Annotated in this window: 23 protein-coding genes; 21 read left to right on the top strand and 2 right to left on the bottom strand. The window is 39.6% G+C overall.

Going from position 1 to position 25,279, the window contains the following annotated elements; genetic code table 11:
• Window positions 1-57 precede the first annotated feature (57 nt).
• The 11 genes from ACXYSN_RS01320 to ACXYSN_RS01370 all read left to right on the top strand — a co-directional run bounded on the left by ACXYSN_RS01320 (window position 58) and on the right by ACXYSN_RS01370 (window position 10,330).
• Window positions 58-1,245 (top strand): efflux RND transporter periplasmic adaptor subunit, encoded by a 1,188-nt coding sequence (locus ACXYSN_RS01320; RefSeq protein ID WP_441348046.1) that lies wholly within the window; start codon window positions 58-60, stop codon window positions 1,243-1,245.
• A complete protein-coding gene (locus ACXYSN_RS01325; RefSeq protein ID WP_254727123.1) occupies window positions 1,229-1,930 on the top strand; it encodes an ABC transporter ATP-binding protein in 702 nt (233 codons plus the stop codon). Before ACXYSN_RS01320 ends, ACXYSN_RS01325 begins: the two co-directional genes overlap by 17 nt.
• A 1-nt stretch (window position 1,931) precedes the next feature.
• Window positions 1,932-3,191, top strand: coding sequence for an ABC transporter permease (locus tag ACXYSN_RS01330; RefSeq protein WP_254727126.1), 1,260 nt, complete (start codon window positions 1,932-1,934; stop codon window positions 3,189-3,191).
• A gap of 133 nt (window positions 3,192-3,324) precedes the next feature.
• Complete coding sequence (gene metG, locus ACXYSN_RS01335; RefSeq protein WP_458635883.1) at window positions 3,325-5,322, top strand: methionine--tRNA ligase; 1,998 nt, start codon at window positions 3,325-3,327, stop codon at window positions 5,320-5,322.
• Window positions 5,323-5,423: 101 nt separating this feature from the next.
• Complete coding sequence (locus ACXYSN_RS01340; protein WP_458635884.1) at window positions 5,424-6,350, top strand: aldo/keto reductase; 927 nt, start codon at window positions 5,424-5,426, stop codon at window positions 6,348-6,350.
• Between the two features lie 153 nt (window positions 6,351-6,503).
• Window positions 6,504-7,529: a DNA/RNA non-specific endonuclease gene (locus ACXYSN_RS01345; protein WP_458635885.1), complete on the top strand. Its 1,026-nt coding sequence runs from the start codon at window positions 6,504-6,506 to the stop codon at window positions 7,527-7,529.
• Window positions 7,530-7,629: 100 nt separating this feature from the next.
• On the top strand, window positions 7,630-7,866 hold the full coding sequence (locus tag ACXYSN_RS01350; RefSeq protein WP_000141913.1) for a DUF2829 domain-containing protein: 237 nt from the start codon (window positions 7,630-7,632) through the stop codon (window positions 7,864-7,866).
• Window positions 7,859-8,557: a 3-oxoacyl-ACP reductase gene (locus ACXYSN_RS01355; RefSeq protein ID WP_458635886.1), complete on the top strand. Its 699-nt coding sequence runs from the start codon at window positions 7,859-7,861 to the stop codon at window positions 8,555-8,557. Before ACXYSN_RS01350 ends, ACXYSN_RS01355 begins: the two co-directional genes overlap by 8 nt.
• Window positions 8,558-8,566: 9 nt before the next feature.
• The gene (locus ACXYSN_RS01360; protein ID WP_458635887.1) at window positions 8,567-9,067 is read left to right on the top strand and encodes an NUDIX hydrolase; all 501 of its coding nucleotides are present in this window, start codon (window positions 8,567-8,569) and stop codon (window positions 9,065-9,067) included.
• Window positions 9,045-9,893 (top strand): putative PEP-binding protein, encoded by an 849-nt coding sequence (locus tag ACXYSN_RS01365; protein ID WP_458635888.1) that lies wholly within the window; start codon window positions 9,045-9,047, stop codon window positions 9,891-9,893. Before ACXYSN_RS01360 ends, ACXYSN_RS01365 begins: the two co-directional genes overlap by 23 nt.
• Window positions 9,890-10,330 (top strand): ASCH domain-containing protein, encoded by a 441-nt coding sequence (locus tag ACXYSN_RS01370; RefSeq protein WP_458635889.1) that lies wholly within the window; start codon window positions 9,890-9,892, stop codon window positions 10,328-10,330. Before ACXYSN_RS01365 ends, ACXYSN_RS01370 begins: the two co-directional genes overlap by 4 nt.
• 185 nt (window positions 10,331-10,515) lie before the next feature.
• Here the strand turns inward: ACXYSN_RS01370 and ACXYSN_RS01375 are convergent, their stop codons facing one another.
• Window positions 10,516-13,107, bottom strand: coding sequence for an LPXTG cell wall anchor domain-containing protein (locus ACXYSN_RS01375; protein WP_458636403.1), 2,592 nt, complete (start codon window positions 13,105-13,107; stop codon window positions 10,516-10,518).
• Window positions 13,108-13,765: 658 nt separating this feature from the next.
• On the opposite strand from ACXYSN_RS01375, the gene ACXYSN_RS01380 reads away from it, so the two are divergent.
• The 3 genes from ACXYSN_RS01380 (at window position 13,766) to ACXYSN_RS01390 (ending at window position 18,424) form a co-directional block, all read left to right on the top strand.
• Window positions 13,766-16,312: a M1 family metallopeptidase gene (locus tag ACXYSN_RS01380; protein WP_458636404.1), complete on the top strand. Its 2,547-nt coding sequence runs from the start codon at window positions 13,766-13,768 to the stop codon at window positions 16,310-16,312.
• 113 nt (window positions 16,313-16,425) lie between these two features.
• On the top strand, window positions 16,426-17,097 hold the full coding sequence (gene ciaR, locus ACXYSN_RS01385; protein ID WP_016465655.1) for a two-component system response regulator CiaR: 672 nt from the start codon (window positions 16,426-16,428) through the stop codon (window positions 17,095-17,097).
• Window positions 17,090-18,424: a sensor histidine kinase gene (locus tag ACXYSN_RS01390; protein ID WP_458635890.1), complete on the top strand. Its 1,335-nt coding sequence runs from the start codon at window positions 17,090-17,092 to the stop codon at window positions 18,422-18,424. Before ciaR ends, ACXYSN_RS01390 begins: the two co-directional genes overlap by 8 nt.
• Before the next feature lie 26 nt (window positions 18,425-18,450).
• Here ACXYSN_RS01390 and ACXYSN_RS01395 read toward each other — a convergent pair whose 3' ends face one another.
• Window positions 18,451-18,726: a DUF3270 family protein gene (locus ACXYSN_RS01395; RefSeq protein ID WP_458635891.1), complete on the bottom strand. Its 276-nt coding sequence runs from the start codon at window positions 18,724-18,726 to the stop codon at window positions 18,451-18,453.
• Between the two features lie 370 nt (window positions 18,727-19,096).
• On the opposite strand from ACXYSN_RS01395, the gene ACXYSN_RS01400 reads away from it, so the two are divergent.
• The 7 genes from ACXYSN_RS01400 to ACXYSN_RS01430 all read left to right on the top strand — a co-directional run bounded on the left by ACXYSN_RS01400 (window position 19,097) and on the right by ACXYSN_RS01430 (window position 25,275).
• Window positions 19,097-20,152 (top strand): ABC transporter permease, encoded by a 1,056-nt coding sequence (locus ACXYSN_RS01400; protein ID WP_458635892.1) that lies wholly within the window; start codon window positions 19,097-19,099, stop codon window positions 20,150-20,152.
• A gap of 13 nt (window positions 20,153-20,165) precedes the next feature.
• The gene (locus ACXYSN_RS01405; RefSeq protein WP_458635893.1) at window positions 20,166-20,846 is read left to right on the top strand and encodes an ABC transporter ATP-binding protein; all 681 of its coding nucleotides are present in this window, start codon (window positions 20,166-20,168) and stop codon (window positions 20,844-20,846) included.
• Window positions 20,847-20,955: 109 nt separating this feature from the next.
• The gene (locus tag ACXYSN_RS01410; RefSeq protein ID WP_458635894.1) at window positions 20,956-21,885 is read left to right on the top strand and encodes a peptidase U32 family protein; all 930 of its coding nucleotides are present in this window, start codon (window positions 20,956-20,958) and stop codon (window positions 21,883-21,885) included.
• Window positions 21,886-21,988: 103 nt separating this feature from the next.
• A complete protein-coding gene (gene rpiA, locus ACXYSN_RS01415) occupies window positions 21,989-22,672 on the top strand; it encodes a ribose-5-phosphate isomerase RpiA (RefSeq protein WP_458635895.1) in 684 nt (227 codons plus the stop codon).
• Between the two features lie 23 nt (window positions 22,673-22,695).
• Window positions 22,696-23,907 (top strand): phosphopentomutase, encoded by a 1,212-nt coding sequence (locus tag ACXYSN_RS01420; RefSeq protein ID WP_458635896.1) that lies wholly within the window; start codon window positions 22,696-22,698, stop codon window positions 23,905-23,907.
• A gap of 1 nt (window position 23,908) precedes the next feature.
• Window positions 23,909-24,454 carry a DUF1697 domain-containing protein gene (locus ACXYSN_RS01425; protein WP_458635897.1) on the top strand — a complete coding sequence of 182 codons (546 nt, stop codon included), beginning with the start codon at window positions 23,909-23,911 and terminating at the stop codon, window positions 24,452-24,454.
• A gap of 11 nt (window positions 24,455-24,465) precedes the next feature.
• The gene (locus ACXYSN_RS01430) at window positions 24,466-25,275 is read left to right on the top strand and encodes a purine-nucleoside phosphorylase (protein ID WP_303943926.1); all 810 of its coding nucleotides are present in this window, start codon (window positions 24,466-24,468) and stop codon (window positions 25,273-25,275) included.
• The last annotated feature ends 4 nt before the right edge of the window (window positions 25,276-25,279 follow it).

The raw sequence follows: 25,279 nt of genomic DNA on the forward strand, positions 1-25,279 counted from the left end.
GTCCATTTTTATGACTTGTGCTATAATCTTAATATATGTTTATAAAAGAGGTATGATATGAAAAAGAAGTCAAAAGCTAAAAAATGGCCCCTATTTACAGCTATAGGAGTTACGTCAGTTCTTGTAGTAGGAGCAGCTGCTGTCCTTCTATTGAGACAACCAAATCAAGTTGCAACACAAGACGAAACTGCAAAAATCGTTCTTGCCAAAGAGGGGTCAGTGGCTTCATCGGTTCTCTTATCTGGTACCGTAACAGCTCAAAACGAACAATATGTTTATTATGATGCTAGTAAAGGTGACTTGGATGAGGTTTTGGTTTCTGTAGGAGATAAGGTTAGTGAGGGGCAAGCACTAGTCAAGTATAGTAGTACAGAAGCCCAGGCTGCCTATGATGCTGCCAGTCGTGCTGTAGCTAAAGCTGACCGTCATATCAATGAATTAAACGATGCACGTAATACCGCCGCAGCAACACCAAGTCTTCCTCAAGCAGGTCTAGAAGGAGCAACTGGACAAGCACCAGCTCAGTCATCCGGTTCTGCCACAGCTGCTATTGATTCTCAAATCAGCGATGCACGTGATGTGCGTGCAGATGCAGAAGCGCAACTCGAAAAAGCTCAAGCCCAATTGAATTCTGCTACTGTATTGAGTACTGTAGAGGGAACAGTTGTTGAAGTGAATCGTAATGTTTCAAAATCTCCAACAGGAAATAGTCAAGTTTTGGTTCATATCGTAAGTAACGATAACTTGCAGGTCAAGGGAGAGCTTTCTGAGTACAATCTTGCAAACCTTTCTGTTGGCCAAGAAGTCACCTTTACTTCTAAGGTCTATCCAGATAAAACTTGGAATGGTAAGATTAGCTATATTTCAAATTATCCAAAAAATAACAGTGAAGCAAGCGCAAGTGTTGCGGGATCAAACTCAGGTTCTAAATATCCATATACCGTCGATGTAACAAGTGAACTCGGTGACTTGAAACAAGGCTTTACAGTTAGTGTCGAAGTGAAAAGTACTAGTAAGGCATTACTTGTTCCGATTACCAGTATCGTCATGGAAGAAGATAAAAACTATGTTTGGATCCTTGATGAAAATCAAAAGGCCAAAAAAGTTGAAGTTGGATTGGGCAATGCAGATGCAGAAAACCAAGAAATCACATCTGGTCTGACAGATGGAGCAAAAGTCATCAGTAATCCGACAGCTTCCTTGCAAGAAGGAAAAGAGGTGAAGACTGATGAAGCAACTAATTAGCCTCAAAAATATTTGCCGTAGCTATCGTAATGGTGACCAAGAACTTCAAGTCCTTAAAAACATTAATCTAGAAGTTCATGAGGGAGAATTCGTAGCTATCATGGGACCATCAGGTTCTGGTAAGTCCACCCTCATGAATACCATCGGTATGTTAGATACCCCTACAAGTGGTCAGTATTTTCTAGATGGAAAAGAAGTAGCTGGTTTAGGTGAAAAACAATTAGCCAAAGTTCGAAATCAAGAAATCGGATTCGTCTTTCAACAATTCTTTCTCTTGTCCAAGATGAATGCTCTCCAGAATGTAGAACTTCCATTGATTTATGCAGGAGTTGCGGCTTCTAAACGCCGTAAACTAGCAGAAGAGTATCTGGAAAAGGTTGAACTGACCGAGCGTAGCCATCACTTACCTTCAGAGTTGTCAGGTGGTCAGAAGCAAAGGGTTGCCATTGCGCGTGCTCTGGTCAATAATCCTTCTATCATTCTAGCAGACGAACCGACTGGAGCTCTTGATACCAAAACAGGAAATCAAATCATGCAACTCTTGGTTGAATTAAACAAAGAAGGAAAAACCATTATCATGGTTACACATGAGCCTGAAATTGCTGCCTATGCGAAACGTCAAATCGTCATCCGAGATGGTGTCATTTCGTCTGATAGTGGTCTCGTAGAAAAGGAGGAAAACTAAGATGCAGAATCTGAAATTTGCCTTTTCATCCATTATGGCCCACAAGATGCGGTCCTTCTTGACCATGATTGGGATTATTATCGGTGTATCCTCGGTTGTCGTGATTATGGCCTTAGGTGATTCCATGTCTCGTCAGGTCAATAAAAATATGACCAAGTCCCAGAAAGATATCCATGTCTTTTTCTCACCTACAAAGAGTAAGGACGGTTCCTTTACACAAAGACAATCTGCATTGACCTTGTCTGGTGGTCAAGAAGAAGATTTTGTTGAACCACCAAAACCTCAAGAAGCTTGGGTCAAGGAAGCTGCTAAGCTCAAGGGAGTGGATAGCTATTATGTGACCAACTCAATGAATGTTACCTTGACCTATAAGGATAAAAAAGTCGAACACGCTAACATGACGGGTGGGAATGTCACTTATATGGATGCGGTCGAAAATGAAATTATTGCAGGTCGTGGACTTAGACAACAAGATTATAAAGATTTTGCAAGTGTGATCATTTTAGATGAAGAGCTTGCCAATAGCCTTTTTGGTTCTGCAAAAGAAGCCCTCAACCAAATTGTTGAAGTAAATGAAATCAGTTACCGTGTTATTGGTGTTTATGCAAGTAAAGAAGCTAAGGCTGCGAAAACATTTGGAGTCGGAGGACTACCAATTACGACCAATATTTCCTTAGCAGCTAATTTTAACACAGATGAGATTTCAAATATTGTCTTCCGTGTCAATGATACTAGCTTAACCCAGACTTTAGGACCAGAGTTAGCAAGAAGAATGACAGAGATTGCAGGTCTTCAACAAGGGGAATATCAAGTTGCAGATGCATCTGCTGCCTTCCAAGAAGTTCAACAACTCTTTGGCTTCATAACAACGATTATTAGTGCTATTGCAGGGATTTCCCTCTTTGTTGGTGGTACTGGTGTTATGAACATTATGCTTGTTTCGGTGACAGAGCGTACCCGTGAGATTGGTTTACGGAAAGCACTAGGAGCAACACGGGCTAATATTCTGGTTCAATTTTTGATTGAATCCATGATTTTAACCTTATTAGGTGGATTCATTGGTCTACTGCTTGCTGCAGGGGTGACTATGCTTGCAGGTGTTCTTCTTCAAAACATGATTGCAGGAATCGAAGTTGGTGTATCCATCCCAATCGCTCTCTTTAGTCTAGCGGTCTCAGCTAGTATCGGTATGATATTCGGTGTTCTACCAGCCAATAAAGCCTCTAAGCTGGATCCAATCGAAGCTCTTCGCTATGAATAATTTAAAAGATAAAAAACGAGATAGACATTTGTCTGTCTTGTTTTTGTAAGGATTTCTCTATCGAAAATCACTAAAAATGTGATATAATGAAGTGTTAGAAAAACAGGTTTCATTAGCCTGGAAAGGAAATATTATGTCTGAAAAGAATTTTTATATTACAACACCGATTTACTATCCATCTGGTAAACTTCATATCGGTTCTGCCTACACAACTATCGCATGTGATGTCCTAGCTCGTTACAAACGCCTTATGGGCTACGATGTCTTTTATCTGACAGGTCTTGATGAGCATGGCCAAAAGATTCAGCAAAAAGCGGAAGAAGCTGGTATCACACCACAAGCCTATGTTGACGGTATGGCAGTTGGCGTCAAAGAACTCTGGAAATTATTGGATATCTCATACGATAAATTCATCCGTACCACAGATGACTACCATGAAAAAGTAGTAGCTCAAGTCTTTGAACGCTTGCTTGCTCAAGATGATATTTACTTGGGTGAATACTCTGGTTGGTATTCAGTTTCAGATGAGGAATTCTTTACAGAAAGTCAGCTTGCGGAAGTTTTTCGTGATGAAGCTGGAAATGTAACGGGAGGTATCGCTCCATCAGGTCACGAAGTGGAATGGGTATCTGAAGAGTCTTATTTCCTTCGCCTCAGTAAATACCAAGATCGTTTGGTAGAATTTTTCAAATCACATCCTGACTTCATCACTCCTGATGGCCGTCTCAATGAAATGTTGAAAAACTTTATCGAGCCAGGTTTGGAAGACTTGGCTGTTTCTCGTACAACCTTTACATGGGGGGTGCCTGTCCCATCAAATCCAAAACACGTTGTCTATGTGTGGATTGATGCCCTTCTCAATTATGCGACAGCTCTTGGTTATGGTCAAGATGAGCATGGTAACTTTGATAAATTCTGGAACGGAACAGTCTTCCACATGGTTGGAAAAGACATCCTTCGTTTCCACTCAATCTACTGGCCAATCCTTCTCATGATGTTGGATATCAAATTGCCTGACCGTTTGATTGCTCACGGTTGGTTTGTCATGAAAGATGGCAAGATGTCTAAGTCTAAAGGGAATGTCGTTTATCCTGAAATGTTGGTAGAGCGTTATGGACTTGATCCACTTCGTTACTACCTCATGCGTAGCCTTCCAGTTGGTTCAGACGGAACCTTCACTCCAGAAGACTATGTAGGCCGTATCAACTATGAACTTGCCAATGACCTTGGAAACCTCCTCAACCGTACGGTTTCTATGATTAACAAGTACTTTGATGGACAAATCCCTACTTATGTAGAGGGTGTAACAGAGTTTGATAATGCTCTTGCTGACGTAGCAGAGCAATCAATCGCTGATTACCACACCTACATGGATGCGGTTGACTACCCACGTGCGCTTGAAGCGGTTTGGACTCTGATTTCACGTACCAATAAATACATCGATGAGACAGCACCATGGGTCTTGGCTAAGGATGAAGCTCATCGTGACCAACTGGCAAGTGTTATGAGCCACTTGGCAGCTAGCCTTCGTGTCGTTGCTCACTTGATTGAGCCGTTTATGATGGAGACTAGTCGTGCAGTATTGACTCAACTTGGTCTAGCAGAAGTTTCTAGCCTTGAAAACTTGAGCTTGGCTGATTTCCCTGCAGGTGTGACTGTAGTTGCCAAAGGAACACCAATCTTCCCACGACTCGATATGGAAGAAGAAATCGCCTATATCAAGGAACAAATGGAAGGGAACAAGCCAGCAGTCGAAAAAGAATGGAATCCAGATGAAGTTGAACTCAAACTCAACAAGGATGAAATCAAGTTTGAAGACTTTGACAAGGTTGAAATTCGTGTTGCTGAAGTCAAAGAAGTTTCTAAAGTGGAAGGTTCTGACAAATTGCTTCAATTCCGCCTAGATGCTGGTGATGGTGAAGACCGTCAAATCCTTTCTGGTATTGCGAAATTCTATCCAAACGAACAAGAATTGGTCGGTAAGAAAGTACAAATCGTTGCCAACCTCAAACCACGTAAGATGATGAAAAAATATGTCAGCCAAGGGATGATCCTCTCAGCTGAACATGAAGGGAAATTAACCCTTCTCACAGTTGATCCAGCTGTACCAAATGGAAGTGTGATTGGATAAGATTTAAAAGGACCAGCTTGTGCTGGTTCTTTTCTTTTGTATGACGATAGTTGATAAAAGAGGCATTCTGCATTATAATGAAGAAAACGGAGGAAGAAGCCATGAAATACATTTCATTTGGACAAGAGAAAAGAGAACTATCAGAAATTGTCCTCGGCATGATGCGAATCAGTGACAAATCGGTTAAAGAAGTGGAGGAACTGGTTGAAACAGCCCTATCTGTCGGAATCAATGCCTTTGACCTGGCAGATATCTACGGTGGAGGTCGTTGCGAAGAATTACTAGGTCACGTGTTAAACAATCGTCCTGAACTGCGAGAAAAGATGTGGATACAATCCAAGTGTGGCATTCGCATAGAAGAATTTACCTATTTTGATTTTTCAAAAGACTATATTTTAGAGTCAGTAGATGGGATTCTACAGAGATTGCAGGTTGATTACCTAGATAGCTTGCTTCTCCATCGTCCAGATGCTTTGATGGAAGCTGATCAAGTGGCAGAGGCCTTTGAAATCCTGCACAAATCAGGTAAGGTTCGAGACTTTGGTGTGTCCAATCAAAATCCCATGATGATAGAGTTGCTGAAGAGAGAAGTCAAACAGCCATTAGCGATCAATCAGTTACAACTAAGTGCAACTTTCACGCCTGGTTTTGGCGCTGGTTTCCATGTCAATATGGAAGGTGACGAGGCAGCTGTGCGTGATGGTAGCGTCTTTGAATACTGCAAACTAAATGACATGGTCATTCAGGCTTGGTCAGTCTTGCAGTTTGGCTATTTTAAGGGTAATTTTGTTGGCAAAGAGCAATTTCAAGATCTAAATGAGGTTCTAAATCGACTAGCTTTAAAATACGGTGTGAGCCCATCAGCCATTGCTATTGCCTGGGTGTTACGCTACCCAGCCAAGATGCAAGCAGTAGTAGGTACAACCAATCCTAAACATTTGATAGAAGCCAGCCAAGCAAGCAACTTGACTCTAACACGAAAAGAATGGTATGAGATTTACCTAGCAGCAGGAAATGATTTGCCATAGAAATTAAAACGTAATCCATTCAAGAGCGAGATTCTATTTCGCTCTTTTTGTTTAAAAAAATTTATATAATTGTTTGAAAATACAAACTATAAATGATAAAATGGCATAAAATAACAATATAATAAATATTTTAATAATTTAGGAGAATATAGAATGAAAAGAATAGTTTTGACTTCTGTTGTTTTTCTCTCGTTGCTGACATCTGTTGGTTGCTCGAAGCATAAAGAAGAGGTGAAAGCGACTGAGCCTGTTACGATTGAACAGACTACGCAGGATAATAAAAAGCTATATAAAGAAGCTGGTCTACTGACTTTTAGAAACGAAAAGCAGCTAGAACTCGGGGAACTTGATTCTAAATCTCGTGCAACTTATGCTCATATTCAGCTGAAAGATAGTGATGAGCCTAAAGAAAAGAGAGAAGCTAAATTAACCTTTGATCCAGTTGGATGGCATAACTATAAATTTTACTATGGTGATGGTACAAAAGAAGCTTGGCTGATGAATCGTGGTCATTTAGTTGGTTATCAATTTAGTGGACTTAATGATGAAGGTCGCAATTTAGTCCCTATGACAGCCTGGTTAAATACAGGTGCCTTTACTGGAACGGATGACAAAAATCAAAGTAGCATGCTCTATTATGAAAATGGACTTGATTCATGGCTTGCAAATCATCCAAACTATTACCTTGACTATAAGGTAACAGCTGTCTATAAGGATAATGAATTGATTCCGAGACAAATTATCTTACAGTACGTAGGAATTGATCAGGATGGTAAGTTACTTGAGATTAAATTAGGTAGTAGTAAGGAAAAAATTGATAAGTATTCCGTAACCCATGTTGCCTTGGATAATGTTTCAGAAAATGCTGAAATAAATTATGAGGATGGTACTGCAAAAAATACAGTTAAGTCAGCTGAAGAACGCGCTGCTGAACTTAAAGCAGCCGAGGAAAAGGCTAAGAAAGAGGCTGAAGAAAAAGAAGCACAAGAAAAAGCTAAAAAAGAAGCAGAAGAGAAGGCTAAAGAAGAACAGAAACAGCAGGAAACTGAAGCACCAGAAGAAGAATCACAAAATAGTAATACAGGTGGTTACTTTAGAGATAGAAAAGGAAGATGGCACCGACCAAATGGGAAATATGCCTCTAAAAAGGAAATCAGAGAAGCTGGTTTGCAGTGGTAATTTACTAAGACTTAAGAAATCATGAAAAATAATTGTCAAAAAACCGTTGAAAAACGGTTTTTTGTTATAATAAAACAAGAGAACTATTAAGGAGAAAAATATGACATTTGAAGAAATTTTACCAGGCTTAAAGGCAAAAAAGAAATATGTGCGTACTGGTTGGGGAGGAGCTGAAAACTATGTCCAGCTCTTTGATACCATTGAACAAAATGGGGTCGCTCTTGAAGTGACACCTTATTTCCTCATCAACGTGTCTGGTGAAGGGGAAGGTTTTTCTATGTGGAGTCCGACTCCTTGTGACGTCCTAGCCACAGACTGGGTGGAAGTTCATGACTAAACGCGTCTTAGTTACAGGTGTTAGCTCAGGGATTGGTCTTGCACAAGCACGTCTCTTTTTAGAAAATGGTTATCAGGTTTATGGGGTTGATCAGGGTGAAAAACCTGACTTGCAAGGTAACTTTCACTTTTTACAACGTGATTTAACACTTGACTTGGAACCTATTTTTGACTGGTGTCCTCAAGTTGATATTCTGTGTAATACTGCCGGAATTTTGGATGACTACAAACCTTTACTGGAACAATCTGCCCAAGAAATTCAAGAGATTTTTGAAATCAACTATTTGACTCCAGTAGAGTTGACTCGCTATTATTTGACTCAAATGTTGGAATACAAGCGAGGAACCATCATCAATATGTGTTCAATTGCTTCAAACCTAGCTGGCGGAGGTGGACACGCCTATACTTCATCTAAACACGCCTTGGCGGGATTTACCAAACAGTTGGCACTAGACTATGCTGAAGCTGGTATCCAGGTATTCGGTATCGCTCCAGGAGCGGTCAAGACAGCTATGACCGCAGCAGACTTTGAACCAGGCGGACTAGCAGACTGGGTAACCAGTGAAACACCTATCAAACGCTGGATTGAGCCAGAGGAAGTAGCAGAAGTCAGCATCTTTTTGGCTAGTGGAAAAGCAAGAGCCATGCAAGGACAAATCCTGACGATTGACGGTGGATGGAGCTTGAAGTAGGAGAATCTGATGGAAATCAAAAAACACTTTGGTGTCTATGGCATTTGCTTTGAGAATGGGAAATTGCTCTGTATTGAAAAAACAAGAGGCCCCTATCAACATCGTTTTGATCTACCTGGTGGTAGTCAAGAACTAGGTGAGGGGCTGACTGAAACCCTCAAGAGAGAAGTTCTGGAAGAGACGGGTTATATGCTTAGCCAGTATTCAAATCCTAGGATTTATGATGTACTGGTTCATGAAAAAGGGCAAGACTTCGCAGTACATCATATCATGGCCTTTTATGATATCGTACTCGATTTCGGAGGCCCTCAAAAACCCCTTTCTCTGGAGGTTCTTGACGGAAGCAATGATTCAGCAAATGCAATTTGGGTCCCTATTGAGCAGATGACCCAAGAAAATGCATCGCCATTAGTCTTGAAGGTTAAGTCTGAATTATTAGGATTTCCAGAGCTGGATAAGACTTCCTACATGAATTGGAAGGTGAATGATGAGAAACCAACTTGTCCTTAGTGGAGAACAAATTGTTGAAAAAGTTTATCCTCAGTTATTGCACCACGTCGGTATGATTCGTGGAGAATACTTACTTAGAGAGATCAATCAAAACATCCTGTTACCAAGTTGTCAGCAATTTGTAAAAGATTATCTAGATACCATTTGCTCCTTGTACTCAGATGAAGAGGTTTGGTATCGTTTTTCAGAGTTAACAAATACAGAAGCTAATTGTTTAGAGGGGACTAAAGAGCATTTTGATGAAAATCATCCCCTATTTGGATATAGAGGAACTAGGCGTTTATTGGCGTGTCCGAATGAATTTCAGGCTGAGGCAAATGTCGTTACAGAAGTTTATCAAACAAATCCCAATCTGTCTGTTATTTTTCCTTTTGTCAATGATGCCGACCAATTAAAACAAGCTACTATAGTATTGCACCAGCATGGTTTTACTGGAAAAGTCGGCACAATGATTGAATTACCGTCAGCTTATTTTGACTTGGACAGGATACTGGAAACGGGTATTTCAAAAATTATAGTTGGAATGAATGATTTGACTTCTTTTGTTTTTGCGACTGCGAGAAACAGTCAATGGCATGATATGGAAAGTCCAATAATGTTAGATATGCTGAGAGATATGCAGGATAAAGCAAGTATGAAAAAGATTGACTTTGCTGTAGCAGGCTATCTGAATGCTTCTTTCATACAAAAAATGAATCAGATGGATATCAAGTGCATTATCCATTATAGTTCTATTCCAGAGATTTTTAATTTAGAGATTGACCATCCATATCATCTCAAACGTGTAAAAGAAGAAAGTAAAAAAATACAAAGGAGCAACCTATGACACCTCAAGAAATGTGGAATGCCTACAAGCAAATCAACCCTTCTATCGGAGATGAGATAGACGCTTGGGCATTTGGAGTGGACCCGGACCTTTTAGCGGATCTGGTCTTTAAAGGCGAAAAAACAGCAACTGCCTCAGCTTACGATCTCTACGCAGTAGAGGATGAACCCCTTCCACAAGAAGGGACCTTAGATGTTATTTTAGACAGTCAAAACCAGGCTGTCTGCATTGTCGAAATTACCAAGGTTTCCGTTCAGCCCTTCCATCAAGTGTCTGCTGACCATGCACACAAGGAAGGCGAAGGTGACAAATCTTTAGCCTATTGGCGTCAGGTTCATGAAGACTTTTTCAAAGACTGGTTAGGAGAAGCAGGACTGACTTTTACACCTGACAGCAAGGTGGTTTTGGAAGAATTTCGCAAGGTCTACCCACTGTAGATTGAAAAAGAAAGTTTTGGAAGTAGTTGTCCAAAGCTTTTTTCTGACTTTAAATGATAAAACGAGTAAACAAAAAGCGGACAATCATGTCCGCTTTTTGAATCTAACAAGTAAAGTTATTGGATAAAGTTTTCAAAGATGTTTGTCTTTGGAATCCCTATTCATATCACTTCTACATTGGTTGATTATTTTTTACGATAATGTAAAACTGTTCCTACAGCAACGATAAGCATTGCAACACCAGCAATAGAAACGATTAGGCTATTACGCTCACCAGTATTTGGAAGCCCTGGTTCGTCTCCAGTTGTTGAATCGGTTGTAGCTTCTCCAGGAGTAGTTGATGATGTTGAACCATTTGAACCTGGAGTTGTTGAATCATTAGATTCTGGAGTTGTTGTTGTAGAACTTGACTTTTCTTCACTACTGTTTTGATTAGTTGGCTCTTCTGGAGTCGTAGTCGTTGTAGATGACGTTGTAGACTCAGGAGTTGTGGTTGTTGTAGAGCTTGATTCTTCTTCACTACTGTTTTGACTAGTTGGCTCTTCTGGAGTCGTAGTTGTAGTTGAAGTTGAAGCCTTAGGCTCTTCAGTCGTAGTTGTAGTAGTTGAAGTTGAAGCCTTAGGCTCTTCAGTCGTAGTTGTAGTAGTTGAAGTTGAAGCCTTAGGCTCTTCAGTCGTAGTTGTAGTAGTTGAAGTTGAAGCCTTAGGCTCTTCAGTCGTAGTTGTAGTAGTTGAAGTTGAAGCCTTAGGCTCTTCAGTCGTAGTTGTAGTAGTTGAAGTTGAAGCCTTAGGCTCTTCAGTCGTAGTTGTAGTAGTTGAAGTTGAAGCCTTAGGCTCTTCAGTCGTAGTTGTAGTAGTTGAAGTTGAAGCCTTAGGCTCTTCAGTCGTAGTTGTAGTAGTTGAAGTTGAAGCCTTAGGCTCTTCAGTCGTAGTTGTAGTAGTTGAAGTTGAAGCCTTAGGCTCTTCAGTCGTAGTTGTAGTAGTTGAAGATGAAGTCTTAGGCTCTTCAGTCGTAGTTGTAGTAGTTGAAGTTGAAGCCTTAGGCTCTTCAGTCGTAGTTGTAGTAGTTGAAGATGAAGTCTTAGGCTCTTCAGTCGTAGTTGTAGTAGTTGAAGTTGAAGCCTTAGGCTCTTCAGTCGTAGTTGTAGTAGTTGAAGATGAAGTCTTAGGCTCTTCAGTCGTAGTTGTAGTAGTTGAAGTTGAAGCCTTAGGCTCTTCAGTCGTAGTTGTAGTAGTTGAAGATGAAGTCTTAGGCTCTTCAGTCGTAGTTGTAGTAGTTGAAGTTGAAGCCTTAGGCTCTTCAGTCGTAGTTGTAGTAGTTGAAGATGAAGTCTTAGGCTCTTCAGTTGTAGTTGTAGTAGATGTAGTCGTAGACGTAGACTCTGTAGTTGTAGTAGATGTAGACGTAGACTCTGTAGTAGTAGTTGTAGTGGTTGTTGTAGTTGGTTTGTTTGATGTATTGACTACTTTAATCACGTTGTTATCATCAATTTTTTCAACTTTTGAAGTGTAACCTTCAGGTGTGTTTGTTTCCACTACTGAGTACTCAATCTTCTTACCGTCTTTGATACCTGGTAATTTAGTAAATTCTGCTTTCCAACCAGAAGCTTTTGTAAGAGTTTGTGTCAACCCTTCTAAGGCTTGGCCGTCAGCATACAATTGAACAGTAATATCTTTACGGTCAGCCTCTTCGTCACCAACCCATTCTTTCTGAACGGTCACAGTTGTGTCACCAGAAACCCAGAATTTCAACTCATTGTTGTTCCAGAAAGCTGGATCTGTTTGAGGTGTTGTGATTTCATCTGAAGTCAAGGTAGCGTTGTTATCGATACGGATGGTTGTCTTAGGAATTAATGTCCAGTATTCAACGATTAACTCATCGTCTGTAGCTGTTTTGAATACATCACTGACATCTGATAAATTCACAGTAAATCCATTACCGTCTGCATCGAATTTCACATGTTTCCAGAAGTCCCAACCTGAAGCAACCACTTGTCCACCTTTTCTCAAAGTGAATGATGGTTTCAAGTAAGTACCCACGAAGAATTCACTTGCAGCATGGTTTGCAGCAGGAGCAAAAGTGATTTTTGAGTAGTCTACCGCTGGAGCTTGGATTTTATCTGAAACAACTGGGTTTGTGATGGCTTGTTTTTTGCCATCTCCGTTGATACGGATGAACCATTTTGTTAGATAGTAGTCATCTCCAACATTCATCCATGCATAGTTTTCAGATGCATCTAATTTGAATTGCTTAGTTACATAGGAACCATCTAGGTTGTACTTATTCAATACAGATTCAAATACACCAGGACCATCAGGACGTGTAATGATGACAGATTCTGAACCGACTTTAGAAGTTGCAGTCTTGTTTCCAGGATTTCCTGGAGTGCTATCCCACACTGCTCGGTATTGGAATCCACCCTTAACGTTTTGGTTCATGGATTCGATTGCTTTTTTAAAAGTAAAAGTAATCTTCTTGTTTGTCATTGACAAGGTAGCTACTTCAGCACCGTTGGCTTGAAGAGATTGCGTTGCGAGTTCTGTGATATTCAAACCTTCGGGAGCGTCGATGGTAAAAGTATCTCCTTCTTTAACAGATATACCTGTCAAGTCCCAATCAAAAGAAAATGTAACTTTTTGACCAGTTGTATCTGCTTTGAGGTTTGTAATGGTTGGTGTAACAGTCGCTGCAGAAACTGGGTTAATGATTGACAAACCAAGAGCAACTACACTGAACATTGCTACAAACGCAAATAGTTTTTTATATAGAGATTTCAATTTCCCCAAATCCTTTCTTCTATAAAATCTTTTTATTTAGTTTTAACGCTCCAAATGTTTACTTTTATCATTAACAAGATTTACAGTTTAACTACGACAACTAGTGTAATTTTGCTACTGCTCCAAGGTAGATAAAATTACACTAGTTTTTCAATCTCCGTATATTATCAACTAGTCTACAATTTGTTTGATAGTAAAACGTAGAATGGATTTTCTATTAGTTTTCTTCATGAAGGAGAATACATGTTAACATTATTTAGAAGAGAACTCTGAATTTCTGAATAAATATGATTCATTACAGAAAAAAACTAATAAATTAACTGTAAAATAGTAATGAAAAAGTAAGACAAAATGAATGTTATAACATGGTATTAATGATACCAATCAAATTCTAGCATTAACATGTGAAATAGTCAATAAATTTGATGTAAATTTCATATAAATTTAGGTATTTTTTTACTATTTTTGACAGTTTCTAAAAAACGGTTTAAAATCTAGAAGATGAAAGTGTTTCGGAAACTTTTTTCTTATATATCAAGTTCAAAAAGACAAAATTTTTCCAAAAGTAGTTTAAAACCTTTTTTCTGTCCTAAATTATGATAAAATAGGTTTGTTTGAACTAGAGCATTCGCTCAGAAATTTAGAATAGGAGAATATGATGCAAGCAGTAGAACATTACATTGAAAAATTTGTTCCTGAACATTATGATTTATTTTTGGACTTGAGTCGCGAGACCAAGACTTTTTCAGGGAAAGTAACTATCACAGGTCAAGCTAAAAGCGACCGTATTTCCCTTCACCAAAAAGACTTGGAGATTGCTTCTTTAGAAGTAGCAGGTCAGGCTCGTCCATTTACAGTTGACAATGAAAACGAAGCTCTTCATATCGAACTTGCGCAAGCGGGTCAGGTTGAATTGGTTCTTTCGTTTTCAGGTAAAATCACAGACAACATGACAGGAATTTACCCATCTTACTACACAGTTGATGGGGTTAAGAAGGAAGTCTTGTCAACTCAGTTTGAGAGCCACTTTGCCCGCGAAGCCTTTCCATGTGTGGATGAGCCAGAAGCTAAAGCAACCTTTGACCTCTCTCTTCGTTTTGACCAATCAGAAGGCGAATTAGCCTTGTCAAACATGCCTGAGATTGACGTTGAAAACCGTAAGGAAACTGGTATCTGGAAATTTGAGACAACTCCACGTATGTCTTCTTACTTGCTCGCTTTTGTGGCTGGTGATTTGCAAGGAGTTACTGCTACAACTAAAAATGGTACTTTGGTAGGTGTATACTCAACCAAGGCACATCCACTTTCAAACCTTGATTTCTCCCTAGACATCGCTGTTCGCTCTATCGAGTTTTACGAAGACTACTATGGTGTCAAATATCCAATTCCTCAATCTCTTCATATCGCTCTTCCTGACTTCTCAGCAGGCGCCATGGAAAACTGGGGTCTTGTCACTTATCGTGAAGTTTACTTGGTAGTGGATGAGAACTCTACTTTTGCTAGCCGTCAACAAGTTGCCCTTGTCATTGCCCATGAACTTGCTCACCAATGGTTCGGTAATCTCGTAACTATGAAGTGGTGGGATGACCTTTGGCTCAATGAAAGTTTCGCTAACATGATGGAATATGTCTGTGTAGATGCCATCGAGCCAAGTTGGAATATCTTTGAGGACTTCCAAACAAGTGGTGTTCCTTCAGCTCTAAAACGTGATGCGACAGATGGTGTTCAGTCAGTTCACGTAGAAGTAAGCCATCCAGATGAAATCAATACTCTTTTTGACCCTGCAATCGTTTATGCTAAGGGTAGCCGTCTCATGCACATGCTTCGTCGTTGGCTAGGAGATGCTGATTTTGCTAAAGGTTTAGGTGCCTACTTTGAAAAACACCAATATGGAAATACTATTGGTCGTGACTTATGGAACGCTCTTGGTCAAGCATCAGGTCGTGATGTGGCAGCCTTTATGGATTCTTGGTTGGAGCAGCCTGGTTATCCAGTCTTAACTGTTAAAGTTGAAAATGATGTATTGAAGATTTCACAAAAACAATTCTTCATCGGTGAGCACGAAGACAAGAATCGTCTATGGGTAGTACCGCTTAACAGTAACTGGAAAGGTTTACCTGATACTCTTGAAACTGAAAGCATTGAGATTCCTGGATATGCTGCTTTGCTTGCTGAGAACAAAACAGCCCTTCGACTAAACACAGAAAATACAGCCCACTACATTACAGACTATCAAGGTGAGTTGCTGGATGCTATCCTTTCAGAATTAGTAGAACTTGATAATACAAGTAAACTTCAAATCGTTCAAGAACGTCGTTTGCTTGCTGAAGCTGGTCACATTTCATTTGCGGACTTGCTTCCAGTTGTGGATCAATTGGCACAAGAAGAATCTTACCTAGTTGTTGCTGCAGTTTCTCAAGTTATTTCAGCTCTCGAACGCTTTATCAATGAAGGAACTGAAACTGAGAAAGCCTTTAAAGCACTTGTAGCGAAACTTGCTCGTTACAACTATGAACGTCTTGGATTTGAAGCAAAAGATGGAGAAGCAGATGAGGACGAATTGGTTCGTCAATTGACAATCTCAATGATGATTCGCTCAAACGATGAGGAAGCGAGCCAAGTTGCTAGTCAAATCTTTGCAGCTCATAAGGACAATCTTGCAGGTCTTCCAGCAGCTATTCGTTCACAAGTTCTCATCAATGAAATGAAACACCATGAGACTAAAGACTTGGTAGCTCTTTACCTCGACTTATATACTCATGCTACAGATGCAGTCTTTAAACGTCAGTTAGCTGCAGCCCTATCATACAGCACAGACGCTGAAAATATCCAAACGCTTCTTGCAACTTGGAAGGATAAATTTATCGTCAAACCACAAGACCTGGCATTGTGGTACCTCCACTTCCTTGGACACAAGGCTACTCAAGAAACTGCTTGGACATGGGCGCGTGAAAACTGGGATTGGGTTAAGGGAGCTCTTGGTGGAGATATGAGCTTTGATCGATTTGTCATCTACCCTTCTAATATCTTTAAAACTGAAGAACGCTTAGCAGAATACAAAGCTTTCTTCGAGCCTCAAGTATCTGACTTAGCCCTTAGCCGTAATATCCGCATGGGTATCAAGGATATCGCAGCTCGCGTTGAATTGATTAAGCGTGAAAAAGCAGCAGTTGAAGCAGCCGTTGCAGCATACAGCAAGGCTTAATCCATTCAAGTCTAAATAGCTGATAAAAACTCAATTTTTCCTAGAAAAACAGGGAAAGTTGAGTTTTTTTTAAGATATTTTTGTTATAATAAACTAATAAGGAGGAATTTTTGATGATCAAAATTCTATTAGTGGAAGATGACCTAGGCCTGTCAAATTCAGTCTTTGATTTTTTGGATGATTTTGCTGATGTCATGCAAGTTTTTGATGGAGAAGAAGGTCTTTATGAGGCTGAAAGTGGCGTTTATGACTTGATACTATTGGACTTGATGTTGCCTGAGAAAAATGGATTCCAAGTTTTAAAAGAATTGCGTGAAAAAGGTATTTCGACTCCTGTTCTGATCATGACAGCCAAGGAAAGTCTCGATGACAAAGGACATGGATTTGAACTTGGGGCAGACGATTATCTAACAAAACCTTTCTATTTGGAAGAGCTCAAAATGCGTATCCAAGCCCTTCTCAAACGTTCTGGGAAATTCAACGAAAATACTCTTTCTTATGGAGATTTGACGGTTAACCTCTCTACAAATGAGGTTAAGGTTCACGATACTTCTGTTGAGTTGCTCGGTAAAGAATTTGAACTCTTGGTCTATTTCCTTCAAAACCAAAATGTTATCTTACCAAAGACACAGATTTTTGACCGTTTATGGGGATTTGATAGTGATACAACTATTTCCGTTGTAGAAGTTTATGTATCAAAAGTTCGTAAGAAATTAAAGGGAACAGCCTTTGCTGAGAATCTCCAAACCTTACGCAGTGTTGGGTATATTTTAAAACATGTTTAATAAATTTAAAAAGAATTGGTACGCAGAAGATTTCAGCTACTTTATCCGTAACTTTGGAGTTTTTACGCTGATTTTCTCTGCTATGACCTTGATTATCCTGCAGGTTATGCACTCCAGTCTTTACACGTCTGTAGATGAGAAACTTCTAGCACTGAGCAATAATCCTCAGGATATTATTCAATTGGCGGTCAATCGTGCAACAGAAGATGTTAAGGATATAAACGGTGGAAATGTTACCTCAAATCCGGACAAAAGAGTTACAATCAGCTCCAATACAGAAGTTATTTTGCTGGATTCAAATCTGAATCAATTAGTGACTGGAAATCGCTTTTTAGGATTAGATAGGATAACCTTCAATAAAAAAGATTTAAACCATATTCGCCAACTTCATATTGTCAATAGCTATGGTCAGGACGAGGTTTACCGTGTTGTCCTGACGGAAATGAATATTGATTCGGTTTCGACTAATATCAAGTATGCTGCAATCTTGGTAAACACTAGCCAACTAGAGCAGATTAGTCAAAATCACGAGCAGTTAATTGTGGTGGTCATGGCAAGCTTCTGGATTCTATCTATCTTAGCCAGTCTCTATCTTGCTCGTGTCAGTGTTAAACCCTTGCTTGAAAGTATGCAAAAACAGCAGAGTTTTGTGGAGAATGCCAGTCATGAACTACGGACTCCTTTAGCTGTTCTCCAAAATCGTTTGGAAACACTTTTTAGAAAACCAGAAGCGACTATTATGGAGTCAAGTGAGAGCATTGCTTCGAGTTTGGAAGAAGTTAGAAACATGAGATTCCTAACGACGAATTTGCTCAATTTAGCGCGTAGAGATGACGGAATTAAGCCAGAACTTGGAGAAGTGGAACCTGACTTCTTTAATACGATCTTTACCAACTATGAAATGATTGCATCTGAAAATAATCGCGTCTTTCGTTTTGAAAACCGTGTTCATCGCACTATCATCACAGATAAACTCCTCCTCAAGCAATTGATGACCATTCTGTTTGACAATGCTGTCAAGTACACGGAAGAAGAAGGAGATATTTATTTTGAGATTTCAACGACAGAACGCAGTCTATATTTAACGGTAGCAGATAATGGAATTGGTATCTCTGCAGCTGATAAAAAGAAAATCTTTGATCGTTTTTATCGCGTTGATAAGGCACGTACACGTCAAAAGGGTGGTTTCGGATTAGGTTTGTCTTTAGCTAAGCAAATCGTAGATGCTCTTAAGGGAAGCATCAGTGTGAAAGATAACAAACCTAACGGAACAATTTTTGAAGTCAAGATTGCTATCTCAACACCATCAAAACGAAAGAATAAATAAAAAAACCTTCGATTCATCGAAGGTTTTTATTTGAATTTTTTCTTGATAAAAGTACGCTGAAATTGTAAAGCTACAAGACTGAGGCCGATAGCCAAAGCAAATGATAAAACAGTGTTCAATTTAAGCGATAAGAACATAAAACTAAAGATAGCTAAAAAGACACAGAAGCAAGCAATGTTTACAAAAAATAGGACTTCCTTTACACTAGCAACAGAAGTACTTTCTGGAACATAATCTTGAAACTGAGCAGTTTTTATACTTTCTTGTTCTAACTCATACGGGTGTAGTTTTCTTGCGGGCATATTTCTCTCCTTAACAGTACATTACTATTTTATCATTTTTTAAAGAGAGAATTATTACAGGATTGTTACAAATTGCATAAAATTTGTTATCAGGGGCAATTTCAGTTTTCTTGACATGCTGATGGGAAAATGATAGGATGAGTAAACCGTTTAAACTTTATTATTTTCCTCTTATTTTAATGAGGGGAAATTTGATGTTTAAAACGAATAAAAATCATACACAGATGCAAATAAATTCAATTTCGAAGTAAGGACAGGATTCTTTTAAATTGATTCTAGTTGTTCATGACGAGATAGTTTTCTATCTTTAGTGCTATGTGTAGAGGGAAGATGTATTTTCTCGACAACAGAATACTTAAAGGAGATTGGCATGTATCTTGCTATCAAAGAAATTTTACAGAATAAACTGCGATACAGTTTAATTCTAACTACCATTTTTCTCATTGCTTTTATGGTCTTTTTTACGACTAGTTTGGCTTTAGGACTTGTTCGAAATAATAGGGCTGCTATCGATAATTGGCATGCAACAGGAGTTGTTCTATCCGATTATGCAAATGACAATTTGACTGCATCCTTTATACCAGAAAAAGACTACAAGGATAAGATTTCTGAGGATGCTGTTCCCCTAAGCTATATGTTTGCTGTAACAAACCTTGTCAATAGTAGTGACAAGATGAATGTCTCTATTTTCGGTCAAGAGTGGGACAGTTTTATCTCTCCAACCTTGATTGAAGGGCGTTACCCAGAAAATGACCAAGAAGTGGTAGTGGATCAGTCTTTTGAAAATTATGGCATCAAACTTGGAGACGCAATTCAACTCAACGGGAGTGAAACAAGTTTTAAGATTGTCGGTTTGACCAAAGGAAATAAATTTTTCACAGAACCTGTTGTCTTTACGAGCTTAACAACGTATTGGAATTTACAAGGAACAACAAAAGCTAATCAATCTATTTCTGCATTAGTATTGCAAAATGATGTAGAAGTGACTGGCGATGGCTTGAAGCAGATTTCTATTCAAAAAATGATTTCTAAAATTCCTGGCTATACCCCTCAGGTCAATGTATTCTCAGGAATGATTCTAGCTATGATTGTCATTACAGGTCTGATTGTAGGAATTTTTATTTACATCATTACCATTCAAAAATTAGGCCTTTATGGAATTATGCGAGCACAAGGGATTCAGATAAAATCCATCGTATGGTCCCTTTTCTGTCAAATCTTTCTTTTATCTGGTTTGGGTATAGGATTGGCTTTGTTAGCCATTTGGGCTGTCATTTTAGTCTTACCTGCGACTTTCTTTTTCTACCTTAATTGGTTGGCATACTTTGTGTTAAGCCTGGTCATTTGCTTGATGGCACTACTAGGTGGCGTCATTTCGCTTCCGCGTCTACTTAAAGTAGATCCAATTACAGCGATTGCAAAATGATTAGGAGAATGATATGACGACATTAATTGAGATGATTCAAGTGACAAAAACTTATGGCGAAGGCAATATGAAAGTTACAGCTCTCCATGAGACCAATTTTCAGCTAAACGCTGGGGAGTTTGTAGCGATTGTGGGGCCTTCTGGATCAGGTAAAACAACCTTTTTAACGACTTTAGGCCAACTTCAGGAAGCTTCAAGTGGAAAGATTCTAGTAAAGGGAAAAGAAACTGGGCATTTATCTGAAAAAGAAAAAACGGATTTGCGCTTTAGTGAATTTGGTTTTATCCTTCAGGCTTCAAATCTGATTCCATTTTTAACAGTAAAGGAGCAATTAGATTTAATTGACCGTTTAGATAAAAAGAAATCTATAAAAAGTAACCGACAAGAGTTGTTCAGTTTGTTGTATTTGGAAAAGGTTCAAAATCACTATCCCAAAGCTCTCTCTGGTGGCGAACGCCAACGAGCTGCAATTGCTAGAGCCCTTTATAATAATCCTAGTATCGTGCTTGCAGATGAGCCGACAGCTAGCTTGGATACACAACGTGCTTATCAGGTTACGGATATGCTGGCTTCAATTGCCCATGAGCAAGGTAGGGGTGTTGTCATGATTACACATGATACTCGCTTACTAGATAAGGTTGACCGTATTTATGTGATGAATGACGGACGACTTGTTGAAAAGGCACAAGCATAAATCTAAAAAGTGAACTGTTATTGATACGGTTCACTTTTTTTAAATTTGGACTAACAAGACCCACTTTTCTATATAGCTGATTTTTTGGAAATGTGGTATAATTTTCTCTATGGAAAAGATTATCATTACAGCAACTGCTGAAAGTATTGAACAAGTAAAACAGCTACTTGAAGCTGGTGTCGACCGCATTTATGTCGGTGAGAAAGATTTTGGTCTTCGTTTGCCAACTACCTTTAGTCATGAAGAATTGCGTGAAATCGCAAAAATTATTCATGATGCCGGTAAGGAATTAATCGTTGCGGTCAATGCTCTCATGCACCAAGACATGATGGACCGTATCAAGCCCTTCTTGGACTTTTTAGAAGAAATCAAGACGGACTATATCACAGTTGGGGACGCAGGTGTCTTTTATGTGGTTAACCGTGATAAGTATTCTTTCAAAACGATTTACGATGCCTCAACCATGGTCACAAGCAGTCGTCAGATTAACTTCTGGGGACAAAAAGCAGGAGCGTCAGAAGCAGTTTTGGCGCGTGAAATCCCATCTGCAGAACTTTTTAAAATGCCTGAAATTTTAGAAATTCCTGCTGAGGTCTTGGTATACGGTGCTAGTGTCATCCACCATTCGAAGCGTCCACTCTTGCAAAACTACTATAATTTCACACAGATTGATGATGAAAAATCTCGTCAACGTGATTTGTTCCTTGCAGAACCGAGTGACCCAGAGAGCCATTATTCTATTTTTGAAGACAATCATGGGACTCATATCTTTGCCAATAATGACCTTGATTTGATGACCAAGTTAACTGAATTGGTAGAACATGGTTTCACTCATTGGAAGCTTGAAGGTCTCTACACTCCAGGCCAAAATTTTGTAGAAATTGCAAAACTCTTTATCCAAGCGCGCAATTTGATTCAAGAAGGTAACTTTACACATGACCAGGCCTTCTTACTTGATGAAGAAGTCCGCAAACTTCACCCTAAAAATCGTTTCTTGGATACTGGATTTTACGACTATGACCCTGATATGGTTAAATAAGCATCAAAAACCCGAAATAAAATGTTCGGGTTTTTCTGATATTTGGATGAATTTGAAGCGTATTCATGATATAATAGAAGTAGCTCTATTTGGAGGTATATAAGTGGAAAATCTGAAAAAAATGGCGGGTATCAAGGCTGCCGAGTTCGTCAAAGATGGTATGGTTGTCGGACTTGGAACGGGATCAACTGCCTACTATTTCGTAGAAGAAATAGGTCGTCGTATCAAAGAAGAAGGTTTGCAGATTACAGCTGTAACGACTTCTAGTGTAACCAGCAAACAGGCAGAAGGCCTCCAGATTCCTCTTAAGTCGATTGACCAAGTGGATTTTGTAGACTTAACTGTGGATGGTGCGGATGAAGTAGACAGTCAGTTTAATGGCATCAAAGGTGGTGGTGGTGCCCTTCTCATGGAAAAGGTTGTCGCAACTCCATCAAAAGAATACATTTGGGTGGTCGATGAGAGCAAACTGGTCGAGAAACTGGGTGCTTTTAAATTGCCAGTAGAGGTTGTTCAGTACGGTGCCGAACAAGTCTTTCGTCGATTTGAACGAGCTGGCTATAAACCGAGTTTCCGCGAAAAAAACGGTCAACGTTTTGTGACGGATATGCAGAACTTTATCATTGATTTAGACTTGAAAGTGATTGAAGATCCAACCGCTTTGGGGAAAGAGTTAGATCATATCGTTGGTGTTGTTGAGCACGGCTTGTTTAACCAAATGGTGGATAAGGTCATCGTTGCTGGACAAAATGGTGTTCAGATTTTAACTTCAACAAAAGCAAAATAATTAAAACAATAAGGAGACACACTATGCCAAAATTTAATCGTATTCACTTGGTGGTACTGGATTCTGTAGGAATCGGTGCAGCACCAGATGCTAATAACTTTGTCAATGCAGGAGTGCCAGACGGAGCTGCAGACACACTTGGGCACATTTCAAAAGCTGTAGGTTTAGATGTACCAAACATGGCAAAACTTGGTCTTGGAAATATTCCTCGCGAAACACCATTGAAGACTGTTCCAGCTGAAAGCAACCCTACTGGTTATGCGACTAAGTTAGAAGAAGTTTCTCTCGGGAAAGATACCATGACCGGTCACTGGGAAATCATGGGACTTAATATCACTGAACCTTTTGATACTTTCTGGAATGGATTCCCTGAAGAAATTATCACAAAGATTGAAGAATTTTCAGGCCGTAAGGTTATTCGTGAAGCTAACAAACCTTATTCTGGTACAGCTGTTATCGATGATTTCGGACCACACCAAATGGAGACTGGTGAGTTGATTATCTATACGTCAGCTGACCCAGTTCTTCAAATTGCAGCCCACGAAGACATTATTCCTTTGGATGAATTGTACCGTATTTGCGAATACGCTCGTTCGATTACTTTAGAGCGTCCTGCCCTTCTAGGTCGTATCATTGCTCGTCCATATGTTGGGGAGCCAGGAAACTTCACACGTACTGCCAATCGTCGTGACTTGGCTGTTTCACCATTTGCACCAACTGTTTTGGATAAATTGAATGAAGCCGGTATTGATACTTATGCGGTTGGTAAGATTAACGATATCTTTAACGGTGCTGGTATCAACAATGACATGGGCCATAATAAATCAAACAGCCATGGTATTGATAATTTAATTAAAGCAATGAAATCTGAAGATTTCAAAGAAGGCTTCTCATTCACAAACTTGGTAGATTTCGATGCCCTTTATGGTCACCGTCGCGATCCTCATGGTTACCGTGATTGCTTGCACGAGTTTGATAAACGATTGCCAGAAATTATGGCAGCCATGAGAGAAGATGATCTACTTTTGATAACTGCTGACCATGGGAACGATCCAACCTATGCTGGTACTGACCATACTCGTGAATATATCCCACTCTTGGCATACAGCCCATCCTTTAAAGGAAGTGGTCTAATTCCAGTCGGAAACTTCGCTGATATCTCAGCAACTATTGCTGATAACTTTGGCGTTGAAACTGCCATGATTGGTAAGAGCTTCCTAGATCAATTAGTTTAAGATGACTCGCTACGCTCTTCTCGTAAGAGGAATCAATGTTGGTGGAAAGAATAAGGTAGTGATGGCTCAACTACGTCAGGAATTGGCAGAGTTGGGATTAGAAAATGTTGTAACTTACATTAATAGTGGCAACATTTTCTTTGATAGCAGTAAGGCTAGAACTCTCTTAGTTGAGAGTCTGCAGGGCTTCTTTGAAGTGCATTATCCATTTATCAAAAGTTTTTCCTTGGTATCTCAAGAAGACTATGAAGAGGAGCTTAGAACTCTCCCTGATTGGTGGTTCCAAGAAATGGCTCGAAAGGATGTGCTCTTTTATACAGAAGGATTACATGTAGAAACAGTTGTAGAGAAAGTGAAAACTCTACAACTTCTAGATGAAGTTCTTCATTTCGGAAAGCGTGGAATCTTCTGGGGCAAATTGTCAGAAGAAACCTACACTAAAACAGCTTACCATAAACAACTACTGAAGTTGCCTTTTTATCGCAAAATTACTATTCGTAACTCGAATACCTTTGACAAAATCGGTCAATTTTTCAAACATAAATAAGGAGACATGCAATGACATTATTAGCAAAAATCAATGAAACAGCTGCTTTTTTGAAAGGTAAAGGAATTGAAGCTCCTGAGTTTGGCTTAATCCTTGGATCAGGTCTTGGAGAACTAGCTGAAGAAATCCAAAATCCAGTCGTTGTAGACTACGCTGAAATTCCTAACTGGGGACGTTCAACGGTTGTAGGTCATGCTGGTAAATTGGTTTACGGTGAGCTTGCAGGACGTAAAGTTTTAGCCCTTCAAGGTCGTTTCCATTTCTACGAAGGAAATCCATTAGAAGTGGTGACTTTCCCAGTTCGTGTCATGAAAGTTTTGGGCTGTGAAGGTGTGATTGTTACCAATGCTGCTGGCGGTATCGGCTTTGGTCCTGGTACCTTGATGGCTATCAGTGACCACATCAATATGACAGGACAAAATCCTCTAATCGGTGAAAACTTGGATGACTTTGGTCCACGTTTTCCTGATATGTCGAAAGCATACACACCAGAATACCGTGAGACTGCTCATCAAGTAGCGGACAAATTGGGTATCAAGTTGGATGATGGGGTTTATATCGGTGTGACAGGTCCTACCTATGAAACTCCAGCTGAAATCCGTGCATATAAGACACTTGGCGCAGATGCTGTTGGGATGTCTACAGTTCCTGAGGTTATCGTTGCAGCTCACTCTGGTTTGAAAGTTCTTGGTATTTCATGTATTACCAACTTTGCGGCTGGTTTCCAAGAAGAGCTCAACCACGAAGAAGTAGTAGAAGTGACAGAGCGTGTCAAAGGCGACTTCAAAGGATTGTTAAAAGCGATTCTTGCTGAACTCTAATCCA

It is taken from the genome of Streptococcus sp. V869, assembly GCF_054353515.1.

Bases quoted from the DNA above. Each gene is read 5' to 3' on its own strand.
- ACXYSN_RS01320 (WP_441348046.1), top strand. From the start codon at position 58: ATGAAAAAGAAGTCAAAAGCTAAAAAATGGCCCCTATTTACAGCTATA.
- ACXYSN_RS01325 (WP_254727123.1), top strand. From the start codon at position 1,229: ATGAAGCAACTAATTAGCCTCAAAAATATTTGCCGTAGCTATCGTAAT.
- ACXYSN_RS01330 (WP_254727126.1), top strand. From the start codon at position 1,932: ATGCAGAATCTGAAATTTGCCTTTTCATCCATTATGGCCCACAAGATG.
- metG (WP_458635883.1), top strand. From the start codon at position 3,325: ATGTCTGAAAAGAATTTTTATATTACAACACCGATTTACTATCCATCT.
- ACXYSN_RS01340 (WP_458635884.1), top strand. From the start codon at position 5,424: ATGAAATACATTTCATTTGGACAAGAGAAAAGAGAACTATCAGAAATT.
- ACXYSN_RS01345 (WP_458635885.1), top strand. From the start codon at position 6,504: ATGAAAAGAATAGTTTTGACTTCTGTTGTTTTTCTCTCGTTGCTGACA.
- ACXYSN_RS01350 (WP_000141913.1), top strand. From the start codon at position 7,630: ATGACATTTGAAGAAATTTTACCAGGCTTAAAGGCAAAAAAGAAATAT.
- ACXYSN_RS01355 (WP_458635886.1), top strand. From the start codon at position 7,859: ATGACTAAACGCGTCTTAGTTACAGGTGTTAGCTCAGGGATTGGTCTT.
- ACXYSN_RS01360 (WP_458635887.1), top strand. From the start codon at position 8,567: ATGGAAATCAAAAAACACTTTGGTGTCTATGGCATTTGCTTTGAGAAT.
- ACXYSN_RS01365 (WP_458635888.1), top strand. From the start codon at position 9,045: ATGAGAAACCAACTTGTCCTTAGTGGAGAACAAATTGTTGAAAAAGTT.
- ACXYSN_RS01370 (WP_458635889.1), top strand. From the start codon at position 9,890: ATGACACCTCAAGAAATGTGGAATGCCTACAAGCAAATCAACCCTTCT.
- ACXYSN_RS01380 (WP_458636404.1), top strand. From the start codon at position 13,766: ATGCAAGCAGTAGAACATTACATTGAAAAATTTGTTCCTGAACATTAT.
- ciaR (WP_016465655.1), top strand. From the start codon at position 16,426: ATGATCAAAATTCTATTAGTGGAAGATGACCTAGGCCTGTCAAATTCA.
- ACXYSN_RS01390 (WP_458635890.1), top strand. From the start codon at position 17,090: ATGTTTAATAAATTTAAAAAGAATTGGTACGCAGAAGATTTCAGCTAC.
- ACXYSN_RS01395 (WP_458635891.1), bottom strand. From the start codon at position 18,726: ATGCCCGCAAGAAAACTACACCCGTATGAGTTAGAACAAGAAAGTATA.
- ACXYSN_RS01400 (WP_458635892.1), top strand. From the start codon at position 19,097: ATGTATCTTGCTATCAAAGAAATTTTACAGAATAAACTGCGATACAGT.
- ACXYSN_RS01405 (WP_458635893.1), top strand. From the start codon at position 20,166: ATGACGACATTAATTGAGATGATTCAAGTGACAAAAACTTATGGCGAA.
- ACXYSN_RS01410 (WP_458635894.1), top strand. From the start codon at position 20,956: ATGGAAAAGATTATCATTACAGCAACTGCTGAAAGTATTGAACAAGTA.
- ACXYSN_RS01420 (WP_458635896.1), top strand. From the start codon at position 22,696: ATGCCAAAATTTAATCGTATTCACTTGGTGGTACTGGATTCTGTAGGA.
- ACXYSN_RS01425 (WP_458635897.1), top strand. From the start codon at position 23,909: ATGACTCGCTACGCTCTTCTCGTAAGAGGAATCAATGTTGGTGGAAAG.
- ACXYSN_RS01430 (WP_303943926.1), top strand. From the start codon at position 24,466: ATGACATTATTAGCAAAAATCAATGAAACAGCTGCTTTTTTGAAAGGT.